12 protein-coding genes are annotated in these 15,039 nt (G+C 29.7%); 6 read left to right on the plus strand and 6 right to left on the minus strand.

Features of this window, described 5'->3' with window-relative positions:
* Positions 1–3 precede the first annotated feature (3 nt).
* Together AC2GW8_RS06220 and AC2GW8_RS06225 are read right to left on the minus strand one after the other, a co-directional pair.
* Complete coding sequence (locus tag AC2GW8_RS06220; RefSeq protein ID WP_440881907.1) at positions 4–927, minus strand: polyprenyl-phosphate transporter; 924 nt, start codon at positions 925–927, stop codon at positions 4–6.
* 4 nt (positions 928–931) lie between these two features.
* On the minus strand, positions 932–5,392 hold the full coding sequence (locus tag AC2GW8_RS06225) for a translocation/assembly module TamB domain-containing protein (RefSeq protein WP_440881908.1): 4,461 nt from the start codon (positions 5,390–5,392) through the stop codon (positions 932–934).
* 117 nt (positions 5,393–5,509) lie between these two features.
* Between AC2GW8_RS06225 and tsaD the strand changes: the two genes are divergently transcribed.
* Positions 5,510–6,541 (plus strand): tRNA (adenosine(37)-N6)-threonylcarbamoyltransferase complex transferase subunit TsaD, encoded by a 1,032-nt coding sequence (gene tsaD, locus AC2GW8_RS06230; protein WP_440881909.1) that lies wholly within the window; start codon positions 5,510–5,512, stop codon positions 6,539–6,541.
* Between the two features lie 121 nt (positions 6,542–6,662).
* Here the strand turns inward: tsaD and AC2GW8_RS06235 are convergent, their stop codons facing one another.
* The 4 genes from AC2GW8_RS06235 to AC2GW8_RS06250 all read right to left on the minus strand — a co-directional run bounded on the left by AC2GW8_RS06235 (position 6,663) and on the right by AC2GW8_RS06250 (position 9,451).
* Positions 6,663–7,286, minus strand: a complete 624-nt coding sequence (locus AC2GW8_RS06235) for a thioredoxin family protein (protein ID WP_440881910.1) — start codon at positions 7,284–7,286, stop codon at positions 6,663–6,665.
* Positions 7,287–7,434: 148 nt separating this feature from the next.
* Positions 7,435–8,064: a thioredoxin family protein gene (locus tag AC2GW8_RS06240; protein ID WP_440881911.1), complete on the minus strand. Its 630-nt coding sequence runs from the start codon at positions 8,062–8,064 to the stop codon at positions 7,435–7,437.
* A 5-nt stretch (positions 8,065–8,069) separates the two neighbouring features.
* Positions 8,070–8,561 carry a TlpA disulfide reductase family protein gene (locus AC2GW8_RS06245; RefSeq protein WP_440881912.1) on the minus strand — a complete coding sequence of 164 codons (492 nt, stop codon included), beginning with the start codon at positions 8,559–8,561 and terminating at the stop codon, positions 8,070–8,072.
* 110 nt (positions 8,562–8,671) lie between these two features.
* Positions 8,672–9,451: a S1/P1 nuclease gene (locus AC2GW8_RS06250; protein ID WP_440881913.1), complete on the minus strand. Its 780-nt coding sequence runs from the start codon at positions 9,449–9,451 to the stop codon at positions 8,672–8,674.
* A 113-nt stretch (positions 9,452–9,564) separates the two neighbouring features.
* Here AC2GW8_RS06250 and AC2GW8_RS06255 point away from each other — a divergent pair, with 113 nt between their 5' ends.
* The 5 genes from AC2GW8_RS06255 (at position 9,565) to AC2GW8_RS06275 (ending at position 15,038) form a co-directional block, all read left to right on the plus strand.
* Positions 9,565–10,425, plus strand: a complete 861-nt coding sequence (locus AC2GW8_RS06255) for an SPFH domain-containing protein (protein ID WP_440881914.1) — start codon at positions 9,565–9,567, stop codon at positions 10,423–10,425.
* Positions 10,426–10,434: 9 nt separating this feature from the next.
* Positions 10,435–10,593, plus strand: coding sequence for a DUF4177 domain-containing protein (locus AC2GW8_RS06260; RefSeq protein ID WP_440881915.1), 159 nt, complete (start codon positions 10,435–10,437; stop codon positions 10,591–10,593).
* 175 nt (positions 10,594–10,768) lie between these two features.
* A complete protein-coding gene (locus AC2GW8_RS06265; protein WP_440881916.1) occupies positions 10,769–10,933 on the plus strand; it encodes a type II toxin-antitoxin system antitoxin in 165 nt (54 codons plus the stop codon).
* A 151-nt stretch (positions 10,934–11,084) separates the two neighbouring features.
* Complete coding sequence (locus tag AC2GW8_RS06270; protein WP_440881917.1) at positions 11,085–14,273, plus strand: VPS10 domain-containing protein; 3,189 nt, start codon at positions 11,085–11,087, stop codon at positions 14,271–14,273.
* A 114-nt stretch (positions 14,274–14,387) separates the two neighbouring features.
* Positions 14,388–15,038 (plus strand): DUF2490 domain-containing protein, encoded by a 651-nt coding sequence (locus AC2GW8_RS06275; RefSeq protein WP_440881918.1) that lies wholly within the window; start codon positions 14,388–14,390, stop codon positions 15,036–15,038.
* The last annotated feature ends 1 nt before the right edge of the window (position 15,039 follow it).

The raw sequence follows: 15,039 nt of genomic DNA on the forward strand, positions 1-15,039 counted from the left end.
TTTCTAACTCTTATCTCTTGCTATTTTCTCTAATAAAATTATTAAACTGAAACCTAATATACTTAAAATTATTGCGTAAAATAATTGAGGGTCTTCTCCGAAACTAAAAGGAGATACTGATAATTCATTGAAAGGCACTTTTTCTCCATGAGAATTTATTCTATAAGTTAGAACTTTTTTCCAGGGCCAAATCTTATTTAAAGACCCAAAAATAAATCCCGTCAAAATAGCAAGAGTATAATCTTTATAATTTTCAAATAACCATTTTAATAATTTTGAAAAAATCAGAATCCCTACTAGGGCTCCCACCAAAATAGTTGAAATTATAGAGATATCTCTTTCATTTACTGCATTCAAAACAGGTTTATAAGCACCTAAAAGAACCAAGATAAAGGACCCTGAAATTCCAGGTAAAATCATGGCACAAATAGCAATTGCTCCAGCAAAAAACATAAAAATTAAAGAAGGATTTTCAGACACTATTGGAGTTAACATTGTTATAAAATAGGCTAAACACGAACCAAAAATGAAAAGAAAAATTGATACTATATTCCATTGTCTTACTTGTTTTCCAACATAAATAATACTTGCTAATACTAGCCCAAAGAAAAAAGACCATAATAGTATTGAATGATTATTTAACAACCATGTAATTAATTTTGCTAAAGATATAACACTCAAAAAAACACCTAAGAAAAGAGAGATTAAAAAATTACCATTTAGCAAAGTCCATGCTTTTTTTACCCCCTGACTTCTTAGAGTTTGAAGAAGATTTAAATTTATATTACTAATTGACATCAACAACTCTTCATAAATTCCAGAAATAAAGGCAATTGTCCCACCAGAAACCCCAGGCACAACATCTGCTGCTCCCATAGCTACTCCCTTTATACCAATTATTATATAGTCTTTTAACGATCTTTTCATAAGTTTAGTTAGTTTTTTTTGATTTAAAATGTATTTGATTCTCTTGTTTTTTTATTATTGTGTCTTTTTTTCTTTTAATTTTCTTTTTTAATCCTAATTTTTGACTCAATTCATTTAAATTATTAAAATTCACTTGATATGATATCCCTGCTCCCTGAGTGTATCCTTCCTCATAAATGGAATATTGTAAATCATTAGGCCTATTAAAAATAGTCCATCTTAAATTACCTTCATCATTTATTAAACCTTCTACTTCTACTTCACCAATGATGTTTGTTTGATTATTAGCTCCAACTGGCAAACCTACTTTTCCATTTATCAGAACCCGATCACTTAATTGTGTACTTATAGAAACATCAAGTTGATCATTACTCGTATTTTGATTTTCAATATTACCTCTATCCCCTTGAACATACCCAACTCCTAAACGAACTTTATCATCTTCACCATTTAACATATTTGAAAGTATACCCGAAGCAATTTCTGAAGCTGTTCCTGTTAAACCTGTTGTTGCGCTATTGGCTATGTTTTCTTCATTGTAAAAAGTTCCAAAAGCTAATAAAAATGAAAAATGCTGCATTTTTGTATTTAAATCATTTTCATTCAATATAAACTCCAGTTCAGAACTAGTTGTAGAATTCGCAGATGGTATTTTTATATCAAACTCTTGCTTAGAGCTAAATAATCCGCCAGTAATTTTTGTATATAGATCAATAGGAATCTTTCGACTAGAACTAATATTATCGAGTATTTGTGCCGGATTTGCTTTAGTACTATAAACAGCCGTAATATCAAGCTCTGCATCAAAAGGATTACCGCTCCAAGAGATTGTACCTCCTTTTTGCACAACAAATGGTTTCGTTATTCCTGCATATCTAAAATTATACAATCCATTATCCACTTTAAAATCTCCGACCATATTAAATTTACCACGAGTATTTATATCAATAGATAAATTACCTTGACCACTTCCTTTTAATTCACTTCCTGACACCTTATCTATAACAACCTGAGCTACTGCATCTTTAGTTACATCTAATTTGATTCTTAGATCTAATCCTTTAATATCTTCTATTAATCTTTCTTTTTCTTCCTTCTCGTTTACTCTTTTTTCAAAATGTATTAATTTATAATTGTCTACGGTTTTTATATCACTTAATGGTATTACGAAAATAGTTCCTGGTTGTGTTTTTCCTGTAACTTCAATGTCTAAATTACTTGTTAATCCTGTAATTTCAGCATCTCCTTTCAAAAAGCCAGTCCCATAGTAAGATATCTCTTCACTTTCTTTTGTATCTAAAATCAATAAATTTTCTGTAGTAATATCTAAATCTAAAAACCACATTTCAAAATTTTGATGTGCAATATAACCTTTAAGGTCTCCTTTTGTTTTATACTTAGTATCTTCTAAAACAACACCATTTAACTTAAATTGCTGTCCCTCAAGAGCTATTTCTGTATTTCCTTTTAAATCAAAATCTACATTCAGATAAGGAAATTTTAAACCTGCTTCATCTAATCTTAAAACACCATTAAAATCAGGGTTACTAATGATACCTCTTGCATTAAATTCTCCTGAAACTTTTCCTCTTAAATGTGATAATACCTCTTTACCTAATGGACTAAAAGCATTCAGTTCATATTCTTTTAGTAAAACTTGAAGATCTATTTCAGGACGCTTTGGAGAAAAATCAAGACTTCCTTCAGCAAATATGCTTTCAGCTTTCTCGTTACTGAGTGACATATTCAAATCGAATTTATCGTAAGAATTATCTCCAGTAATTTGTAAAGTAAGATCTCCTTGCTTAAAACCATTTATTTTAAAATCATTTACCGTAACATTTGCCTTTGGGTTTATTTTTTCCTTAGACTGTTTATAGGTTAGCCTTCCATTAATATTTCCATTTAACTTTAAGCTATCTATTGAAGGCAACATACTCTCTAATTTTACATTTTGAAAACGTACTTTAAAATCTTTATCAAATGCACCAAGCACACTTCCTTGAAATTCTATTTTTTGATCTCCTGACACCAAAAGAAAAGGGCTTATTATAAATTTTTTATTCTGAACATTAAAAGTTACTTTATTTTCTTTATTCTCATTAGGATTTACAACCCAATCAAAGCCTTGATAACTTAACTTAGATTTTTGAATTCCTAAAACCCCCTTTTTATCTTTATTAATTGTATAATATAAATTGAGTTCGAGGTTTTCTCTTTTACTTTTACCCGCTTTAAATTCAGATTTAAAAAATAATGTATCTCTCTCTGTTCTATTTAATAAATTTAATTTTTCAATTTCATAGTTACCCAAACTTATTTTATCTGCTGTTAGGTGTGTATTAAATATCGGATTTTTATTATCTAGCTTTAAAACTATTTTTTCAATTTCGTTCTCGTTTGCTTTTATTTTAGGGGATAAAAAACTCATTTTAATTGAGTTATTACTAGAATTAACCCGACCTTTTATGTGGGTATTTTCTTCAATAAATATTTCTGGAAAAAAAACATCAATAATTTTATTATGCAACTTAAAATCAAATTTCAAAAATTGATCACCCAATACCTTATGCGGTTCATAATTGGTATAGATACTTCCAAGAGCGTTTTGAGTTATTGGTAATAAATCTTTAAATAAAAACTTTCCTTCCAAGCTTCCTTCTACAATATCTTTAGAATTAACTTCAATACTTTTAATACTATCCTTAATTGAAGAATTAACAATAAATTTTTGAAAATCATAATTATCTCTTTGGTTTTGATATTTAAAATTTTCGAAAGTAGCCTTACCTACTATATCATCTAAAGTATTTCCAGAAATATCAAGAACTAATTTTCCTTTTATTTCGGATACTGAATCCTTTGTAAATAGATTAATTTTATTTAAATCTACTTTAGTCATATTAGCCTCAAAATCAAACTTATTAATTTCGGATGAAAAATCTGCTAAGCCTTTAAAGCTCATTATAAAATTATCATCTCTTGAATCGAGTTCCCCTTCAAATTTCCTTTTTTTAAAAAGTCCATTAACATTTAAATCATTAAAATCGTAATGATTAAATTCCAAACTACTTATTGTTCCTAAAATTGAAGTGTTTATATTATCTATATTAAAGCCGCTTCCTTTCACATCTGCACTTAAAGATATTTTTCCTAATAACGGATCATTTGCAAAAACACCGATATCAAAATCATCTAAAACTACTTCTCCTTCATAATTTGCATTGTCTATATTATCTATATTCGTTAATTGTAAATCTGAAACTGTTGTACCTATATCTGAATTAACTGTAAGTGTTGCATCCATTTGGTCTGGTGTAACCTTGACCAAACCAGCCATGGTAAAGTTACCTAGTCTTTGAAATTCAGTAGGTAATGTTCTTCCAAGTAAATTTGGTAAAACTCTTTTTAACTGATAATAATTAGAGGTAATATTTTTAATTTCTCCATCAAAAATAAATCCTCGTTCAATATTTAATGCATTTACAAAGCCAAAATCCCCATCAATTCTCAGACCTTTTTTAGATCTCATTCTTACATTATTTGTGCTAAAATTATTAAGAACACCATTAACCTTTCCAGAGAATTTAATCATATCATTACCCTGAAGCTCTTCATATAACTTATTCAAGTCTACAACTGACAAATCACTTTTATGAAACTTTGCTTTTATTTTTACTTTATCATTAAAATCAACTAATTCTTCTCTTTTGTATGATAATTTAATATCTGTATTTATTCTAGTATGATTATTGGTCTCTATAACAGTCTTGTAAAATTGCATGTGCGTTTTAGTATACAAAAAATCGGTATTAAGCTTTTGTATATCGAGTCCTCTATTATCAATAAATTTCATGTTTCGAATTTTCATTGAAACATCTGAACCTTTTATTAAAAAGTCGTTAAAATCGGCGGAAGTATTAATAGTCGCAAACTGTAGCGCTTTTTTTTGATTTTGGTCTAAAAATCTAAACGCTAAATTACTTAAAACAACCCCCTTACATTTCATGACAAAGGGACTTGATAGACTATCTTTCTGAGATTTCGTATTGAAGCTATTAATGAAAATTGAAAGGTTATCATTTTTTTCACCTTTATATGTTTTTAAGTAGAATTGAACATCCGACAACGATGCTTTTTCAAGATCAACCTTATTATCAAGAACATTTTTTACATTTAATAGCGAAGTTTTAAAATTATCGACAAAAATCAAAGTGTCTTTATGATGATCTCTTATTTCAATTCCTTTGAATTGAATGTTAGATAGCAAGGATAAATCAATTTTTTTGACAACTATATTGGTGCCAAAGTTCTTATTGATATAATTCGTAGCATACCTCCCCATTCTGGTTTGAATGAATGGTATTGAGAGCAAAAGCACCAATAACAACAAGAAAATTGTTAGATATTTTACAACCTTTAAAACCCTAACTATAAACCTTCTAATACTATATTTTTTATTCATTGTGAATTAACAAAAGTAACTACCTACTTCCAAAAAACCTGCCTAGCTACAAAGAAAATGAGTTTTTAACGAATTTCTAACACATTATGAATATTTTTGCTAGAAATATTTAAGATTTTGAGTAATAATAAAATTTACATACTTGGGATTGAAAGCTCATGTGATGATACTAGTGCAGCTATTACTTGTAATGGAGAAGTCCTAAGTAATGTTATTGCCAATCAAGAGGTTCATGCAAAATATGGTGGTGTCGTTCCCGAATTAGCTTCGAGGGCTCATCAGCAAAATATTGTTCCAGTAGTACAACAAGCTATCGAACAAGCCAATATAACAAAAGAAGATTTAAACGCTATAGCCTTTACAAAAGGACCTGGGTTGATGGGATCATTATTGGTAGGCACATCTTTTGCTAAATCATTATCAATTGGTTTAGGTATTCCTTTGTTAGGTATTAATCATATGCAAGCGCATATCTTGGCTCATTTTATCAAGGAAGAAAATGGAAGAACACCTCCTTTCCCTTTTATTTGTCTAACTATTAGTGGTGGGCATACTCAAATTGTTAAGGTCTCTGATCATTTTAATATGGAAATACTAGGAGAAACAATTGATGATGCAGTTGGAGAAGCTTTTGACAAATCTGCAAAAATTCTTGGCTTACCCTACCCTGGTGGACCTTTAATAGATAAGTATGCGCAAAAAGGAAACCCAAAAGCCTATAAATTTAGTAAACCTAAAGTTGAAGATTTAGAATTTAGTTTTAGTGGTTTAAAGACAGGAATTTTATACTTTCTTCAAAAAAACTTAAGAGACAACCCTAATTTTATAAAAGAAAATCTTTTTGATATTTGTGCTTCCATCCAGCACACAATTATAGAAATATTAATGGAAAAGATAAAAAATGCTGTTCAAAAAACACAAATTAAACACATTGCCATAGCAGGAGGTGTGTCAGCAAATTCTGAGATAAGAAAACGTCTAAAATTAGCCGAAAAACAATTGGGCTGGTCCACATATATTCCTAAATTCGAATACACAACAGATAATGCTGCTATGATTGCTATAAGTGGACATTTAAAATTTCTAAATAAAGAATATTCAGATATCTCCGTAACTGCCAAAGCTCGTTTAAAGGTTAATGAAACTTAAATACGAATAAAAAAATAAGTTAATAAAATTAATATTCTTTTACGAAGTGTAACCTATAGTAAAACTACTACTACAAAAAAACAACTAAGTTTTCATATAGCCTAAAGCATATTATGGTCATTCAATAAAGTACCTTACACGCAATTCTACATCCATGGGCTTTTGTAGTTGTTTTTTTTAATTTTTCTCCTTTTATAAGAGCTATCACAGCATCTTCTACAAAATGTTCTTTTACTTTTTCTTCGTATAGAACATTATCATCAATACCGCCCCTATATCTTAGTATTAATTTATTATTTTCCTTTTTCAAGATAAAAACCTCAGGTGTTTTCAAAGCACCGTATTTTGCACAAATTTTTTGTTTACCATCATCTAAATATGGATAATTAAACGATTCTTTTTCGGCTCTTAATTTCATTTTTTCAAAACTATCTTTTGGTGAAACTTCTGGATCATTAGAATTGATAGCTATAACATAATAACCAGAACCACTAAACTTTTCATTTAACTTATTAAGTCTATTCTCATTAGCTTGAGAACAAGGACACGTATTACATGTGAATACGAGTATAAAGCCTTCGGCATCCTTATAATCTGACATGGATACTTTTTTTCCATTAACATTCATTAATGAAAAATCAGATACTACCCCTCCTATTTCATATCCCTTTTTATCAGGAGTTTGAAAAGAATAAATATAAAGTAGCGGTATTAAAAAGAGCAATGAGGGGGATAAAAGTTTCATAATAAAATTTTATAAATAATTAAGGTCATACTATTTTTTCTGTTCTTATATGTTTGATTTACAACAACAAAAACATCTAATTTTCAACTGTTATTACACAAAATAAATAACACTATATCAATCCTTATACTAAACAATTAAAGTTATTTTATTTAAGCTTTGTCTTGACAGTGCAACCATCAGCTTGAACTTCCGTGTTTGATATTATTGGCTTTTTACCATTCAAAATAGATACAATCGCTTCTTCTACAAAAGATCTTTTTACTTTATTTAGACCTAAAAAACTATCATCAATAACTCCAATATATTGTATGATCATCCTATCATTTCTTTTCTCTAAAACATAGGCATACGGTGTTTTGTTTACACCAAACTTTAATAAGACATTTTGATCTTCATCAAATAAATAAGGAAATGTAAAACTTTTTTCCTTTGCTCGTTCTTGCATTTTTTCATGGCTATCTCCCGGTGAAGCAACTGGATCATTTGAATTTATTGCTATTACAGGAAAACCTTTATTTTTATATTTCTTATCGAGATTGATAATCTTATCTTCGTACGCTACTGAATAAGAGCAAGTATTAGATGTAAAAATTATTATAAAACCTCTTGAGTTTTTATAATCTTTCAAAGACACCATTTTACCATCAACATTTTTTAAAGAAAAATCCGTGACAACATCTCCTACATTATATCCTTTGAGCTTAACACTTTTTGATGTGTAAGACATACACGTTAGATAAATTAAAATTATTGAGATTTTTTTGATAATTTTCATGACTTTTAATTTACAAAAGCTTGTAATACTTCATTTAATTTTTTGTAACTGAATGTTCTCTCATAAAATATTCTTTGCTTTTTATTATATATTAAAGTACTTGGTATTGACCCTGTCCAGTCTTTGGATATATCCTCAATCCAAATTTGTTCGTTAGAATCATTAAAAATAAAAACGGGAGATTTAATTCTCTTTCTCTTTAAAAAAGGAATAACTACATTATCCTTTTGACTTGATAAGTCAAGGCTTACTAAAATAACTTCAACATTTCTATCATTATACTCCTCCCTTAATCTTTCAAAAGCTGGAAGCTCTTTAACACACGGTATACACCAAGTCGCCCAAAAATTAATTACATAAATTTTATCATCTTGTCTATTCAAAATAGGTTTTAACTCTTCATAATTCAGCGTTTTTATATTTAAACCATATTCCTGAGATTTAAGCTCCCAAACAAAGACAAATAGTAAACAAAAACAAATATATTTTTTTTTCATGCTAAACTCTTGCTCAACCTAAAATAACTAATTAAAAGATAGTTAACAAAAAAAACATCCTTAAATTTAAGTTTAAGGATGTTTTTATTAAGTTGACTAGATAAACCTCATTAACCAAAAATTTTATTCAGAATCATGGCCAACCTGATTCCTCCTTTATGCAATTGCTGTCTAACTACAGGCATATATTCATAAGAGTATTTATATTTTAGGTTATCTCCTGTATCTGCTGAACTGTATATTCTCTTTGTCAGCTCATGCGTTTCATGAACCCAATCTTTAACCGTTCCTTTCTGTATTTCATTTAGTTGGTTTTTATTTAATCTTTTCGTATTATCGGCTATTTCTGAGTAACTCATACCCCATTTATCAAGTAAATTTTCATCCCAAACTTTGTGCAAATTAGTTTCTTCACCATGCCATTTTAACCGAATAGAGTTCCCTCCTTTGTCTATTTTTCTACCTATGTGTAACGGTTGGTGTAAATCTCCTAATAAATGAACTAACATTTTTAGATAAAAAGCTTTTTCTTTAACCGAGTTGTTTTTAGATTTAAGAACATCTATACAACTCTGTATCCCTGTTACTAAATCTCCTTTTTTATTCTTCACACTTATACCATAAGTCTTATCAATTGACATATTTATATAATGCCATGCATAAAACTCATTATATTTTTTATCTGATTTTATTTCATCTGCGAATGTTGATACAAAAGCTAAGCTTTGCCCCTTTAACAATTTATTAATATTTCTTTTAGCTTTCCTTGTTAAATATTTTTCAGCTATTTCACCTGTTGCTCTATGCCCTGTTGGCCCCCAAACTTCGAATGAATAGGCTTTAAATATTGCAAAAAAACTTATTACCCCAACTAAAAACTGTTTCCTCATTAAATTTATTTTTAGCAAATTTATAAAATCCCAAACTATAAAAAATTATATTAAACAAAAAATAATAATATATTTGTAATATTAATTTGATATCATAATAAATCAACTACTAAATGAAAACAGAAAAAATTATCAAACCCGCAAACGGTTATTTATTATTCTTAATAGCCATTATTTTATTTACAACTGGTATATTCATGACCATAAAAGCAGGTAATCCAATATATTTACTAGCTACAATTATTGGCTTCATACTCTTCTTTGGATTTATTCTTGTAAACCCAAACTCGTCAAAAGTGATTCTTTTTTTTGGAAAATATGTAGGCACAATCAAACAAAATGGTTTATTCTGGGCAAACCCGCTTTATCGAAAAAAAACAATTTCACTTAGAGCGAGTAATTTTGACAGCGAAAGATTAAAAGTTAATGACAAACTTGGTAACCCTGTTATGATTAGCACTATTTTAGTATGGAAAGTAACCGAAACCTATAAAGCTGCTTTTGATGTTGACAATTATGAAAACTTTGTACGTGTTCAAACAGACGCTGCAGTAAGGAAATTAGCTAGCATGTACCCTTATGACAACTTTGCAGATGAAAATCACGAGGAAGATATTACATTAAGGTCCAGTTTAAATGAGGTTAGTGATACCCTTGAAAAAGAACTAGAAGAACGTCTAGCAATAGCAGGTATTGAAGTTTTAGAAGCTCGGATTGGCTATTTGGCTTACGCGCAGGAAATTGCTAGTGCTATGTTAAAAAGACAACAAGCAACCGCTATAGTAGCTGCAAGACATAAAATTGTTGAAGGGGCTGTAAGTATGGTAGAAATGGCATTAGAGGAGCTTAGTAAAAAAGAAATTGTAGAATTGGATGAAGAACGTAAAGCTGCTATGGTTAGTAATTTAATGGTAGTACTGTGCGGTGACAAAGAAGCCTCTCCTGTAGTAAACACAGGTACTTTAAACCATTAATAAATAATCATGAAGGAATATAAAGTAATTAGTTGGAAAATAGGATTAAGTGGTAATAATCAAAAACTTGAAGACACCCTAAACTCATTTGCAAAAAAAGGATGGAAAGTTATTAATATTGCTGAGCAATCCACTAGAATAATTTTAGAGAGAGATAAGAATCGTTAGACCTACTTTTTAAAAGTCTAGTTTCAAATAATTATTTCATTACTTTTTTGTTAAGAAATTTCATATTGAAACAAGTCACTATACATTCAATCATCTGCTCTAACAAGAATTAAAAAATGATCATAAGCTTGCTTATTTCAAAAGAATTAGAAAATAACATCTTAGAACAATAATCATGGCAAAGAAAAAGGCATTTGCGTTAAGGATAAATGAAGAAATGCTCAAAGCAATTGAAAAGTGGGCTTCTGACGAATTTCGCTCTACGAATGGACAAATTGAATGGATGTTAATGAAAACGTTGAAAGATGCAAAAAGAGAACCTAAAAAAGAACAGGACTAGTTTTATTAAAAAAAGTTCATCTATCAAAAATAAGCACTAGTAATTAGTTTTGTCTAATAACGTATGTTTCTTTTAAGAAGTTTTATTTGTACTTTTAATGGATTTTTTGCTATCAATCATTTTTGAATTCAAACCAATAAAAATCAACATTATGAAAAAACTTCTCTTTATTGCTCTCTTAATAACAAGCTATATATCAAAATCTCAGGAACTAAACTTGGAATTATTTAAAAATATGAAACCAAGAAACATTGGGCCTGGGGGTATGAGCGGAAGAATCACAGCCATTGATGTTGTCTTGAAAAACCCAGATATAATTTATGTTGGTACCGCATCTGGAGGGGTATGGAAGTCTACCTCAAAAGGTATTGACTGGAATCCTATTTTTGAAAAAGAAGTGACTGCTTCTATTGGAGCTTTAGCAATTCAACAATCGAATCCAAGCATTATTTGGGTTGGAACTGGAGAAGGAAACCCAAGAAATAGTTTGAACGGAGGGTTTGGTATATTCAAATCATTAGATGCAGGAAAAACTTGGAAGTCCATGGGGCTTGAAAAAACAAGACATATTCACAGAATTATAATTGACCCTAATGACCCCGATATCATTTACGTAGCTGCAATAGGCTCTCCTTGGGGAGTACATTCTGAAAGAGGTGTTTACAAAACGACAAATGGAGGTAGAACGTGGAAACAAATCTTATTTGAAAACAATAAAACTGGGGCAGCTGACCTAGTAATGGATCCCTCAAACCCAAACAAACTAATCGCTGCAATGTGGGAGCATAAACGAGACCCTTGGTTTTTTAAATCAGGAGGTAAAGGAAGTGGATTATATATAACACACGATGGAGGAGATTCATGGAAAAAAATAACTTCCGAAGAAGGAATTCCTGAAGGAGCTCTAGGAAGAATCGGCATAGCTATATCCCCTTCAAATCCAAATGTTATTTACGCTTTAATAGAATCAAAAAAAAATGCACTATTCAAAAGTACAGATGGTGGATTTAAATGGAAAAAAATAAATGATAAAAAAGGCATTGGAAATCGTCCTTTTTATTATTCAGACATTTATGTAGATCCACAAAATGAAAACAGACTATATACAATATTTACATATGTAAATGTATCAGAGGATGGAGGAAAAAACTTTGAACAATTAATGCCTGCGTATGGAGTTTCAAATGGAATACATCCTGATCATCACGCCTGGTGGATTCATCCAAAAGATGGTTCTTTTATGATTGACGGTAATGATGGAGGCCTTAATATAACTCACGATTATGGTAAATCATGGAGATTCATAGGTAATTTACCTGTAGCTCAATTTTATCATATAAATTTTGATAATGATTTCCCTTACAATATCTATGGTGGCATGCAAGATAACGGTTCATGGAGAGGACCTGCCTACGTATGGAAATATCAAGGAATTAGGAATTCTTACTGGCAAGAAATAGCTTTTGGAGATGGTTTTGATGTTGTGCCTGACAAAGATAATTCACGTTATGGTTGGGCCATGAGTCAGCAAGGTTTTGTTTCAAGGTATGATTATATTACTGGTAATAATTTCACTGTTCGCCCTACTCATCCAGATCCAAATACCAAGCTTCGCTTTAACTGGAATGCTGCCATTAATATTGATCCTTTTAACAATTCCACTATCTATTTTGGAAGTCAATTTGTTCACAAATCTATTGATAAAGGCTTGACTTGGGAAATTATTTCTCCTGATCTAACAACTAATGATAAAAACAAATTAAAACAATCGGAAAGTGGAGGATTAACTATGGATGCTACTGGTGCAGAAAATCATTGTACAATTTTAGTGATTGAACCCTCTCCTCTAGAAAAAGATATGTTATGGGTAGCAACAGATGATGGTCAAATAAGTTATACAAAAGATGGAGGAACTAACTGGACTAACATCTCGGACAATATTAAAGAACTTCCGAAAAACAGCTGGATTACACAAATAAAAGCTTCTAATAAAAATAGCGGTGAAGCTTTACTAGTAGCAAATGATTATAGGCGTTTTAATTACAAACCTTATGTGTTTAGAACAAAAAATTACGGTAAAACATGGGAGCGCATAGTTGAACAAGGAGATGTAGAAAGCTACGCTCTTTGTATTATTGAAGACCCAATCACAGCTAACCTTTTATTCTTAGGTACTGATGATGGACTTTATGTTTCCATAAACGCAGGAAAAAAATGGACAAAATGGACAAATGATTTCCCTACAGTTCCTGTAAAAGATTTAGCTATTCAACCACGTGAAAATGACTTGATAATAGGAACTTTCGGAAGAGCAGCATGGATTCTAGACGATATAACCCCCCTTAGAGAAATAGCTAAAAACAAAGAGCTCTTAAAAAGTAATATAACTTTGTTTAAACCTCAAACAGCTTATAACTCTTTTTTTCAACAGCCAACAGGAAGTCGTTTTGGTGGTGATGCTGAATTTAATGGAGAAAATAAACAATACGGAGCTATTATTTCTTACTTTTTAAATGTTCCTAAAGAAGATGTTTCTAAAAAGATTAAAGGCAAAAATCTAGAGAAAAAGGAAATCAAAGTTAAATTCGATAGCATAAAATTTGAGATTTATGCTGAGAATCATCTTATCAGGACTCTCAAAAATAAAACTCCAAAAGAAAATGGTGTTCATAAAATTAATTGGTTTCTAGACGAAAAAGGAGTTGAAAGTCCTTCAAGAGAAATAAAAAATTCTAAAATAGAACCTTCTGGTGTTACAGTAAAGCCAGGTACCTATAAGATTAAGATGTTTTATGGTGATAACATATCTATTCAAGATATAGATGTCAAATACGATCCACGATTATCTTTTTCAAAACAAGCAATAGAAGATAAATATACTTCTTTAAAAAAAATAGAAAAGTATAAAAAGAAGATCTCTGAAATTGTAAATCAATTAAACGAAAGTAGAAAAATAACAGTTGATTACGAAAATAAGTTAGCTAAGGAAAAAGATAAAAAGTATGAGAATCTTATTAGTGATTCAAAATCCATATTAAAAAAAATAGATACTCTTCTTATTTTTTATATTGGAAAAGTTGATAAAAGACAAGGGATAACAAGGAATCAAAATATTTCTATTTATCAAAGGTTAAATATGGCTAATAGGTATATTGAAAGTAGACCGGGAAATCAAACGAAAACTGAAAGCCAATTAATTGATCAACTTGAAGATAGCCTTGACAAAGCAATACAAAAAACAAATAATTTTTTCTCTAAAGAATGGAATAAATACAAGTTAAAAATAGAAAAGATAACAATTTCTCCATTTAAAAAAACTAAATCTTTCTCATTAAATTAACTTATATTAATACTTGTTATTACTAGCCTATAACAAACGACGTTCAAATTATTGATCATCTTATAGAAGTCAATAATTAGATTAATGATAAAAGGTTAATATAAATTGAGTACAATGAAAAATTTAATGTTTTTGTGTCTTTTATTTAGTTCATACAATTTACTAAGTCAAAAGAATCCTGAAAATTCCTTAGGTGTGTGGTATATGTACGGTGGTAATTTTCAACTCTCGCAAAATTGGAAGTTAAAATCGCTAGCCCACTTTAGAATGTTTGACTTTACTAATGATTTACAACAGTATCTTTTTCGTGTTGGAGCTAACTTAATACTTAATAAAGAAATAAGTTTTACTGGTGGTTACGCTTATCTGAATACTGACCATACTTTTCAAGAAAATGGTGGTAATATAGATGAACACAGGATATATGAGGACTTTAACATCAACCATAAAATCTCAAAATTAAAATTAGCTCATCGGTTACGTATAGAACATCGATTTTTCACAGGTGACATATTACATTGGATTCGATACCAAATAGGACTTAGTTATCCTTTGACAAAAAATATTAATGCTTTTATATTTGACGAAATATTTTTTCATTTCCCAAATGAAACTTATGCCCAAAATTGGGTTGGTGGGGGATTGACTTACAAACTATCAAATTCTATAAATTTAAAAGCTGGTTATATGCATATATCAGATAAAACAATAAAACTAAATAGAATTCAAATAGGAGTAATTTTCAATACCCAAATAACTAAATAAT

It is taken from the genome of Tenacibaculum profundi (assembly GCF_057162725.1).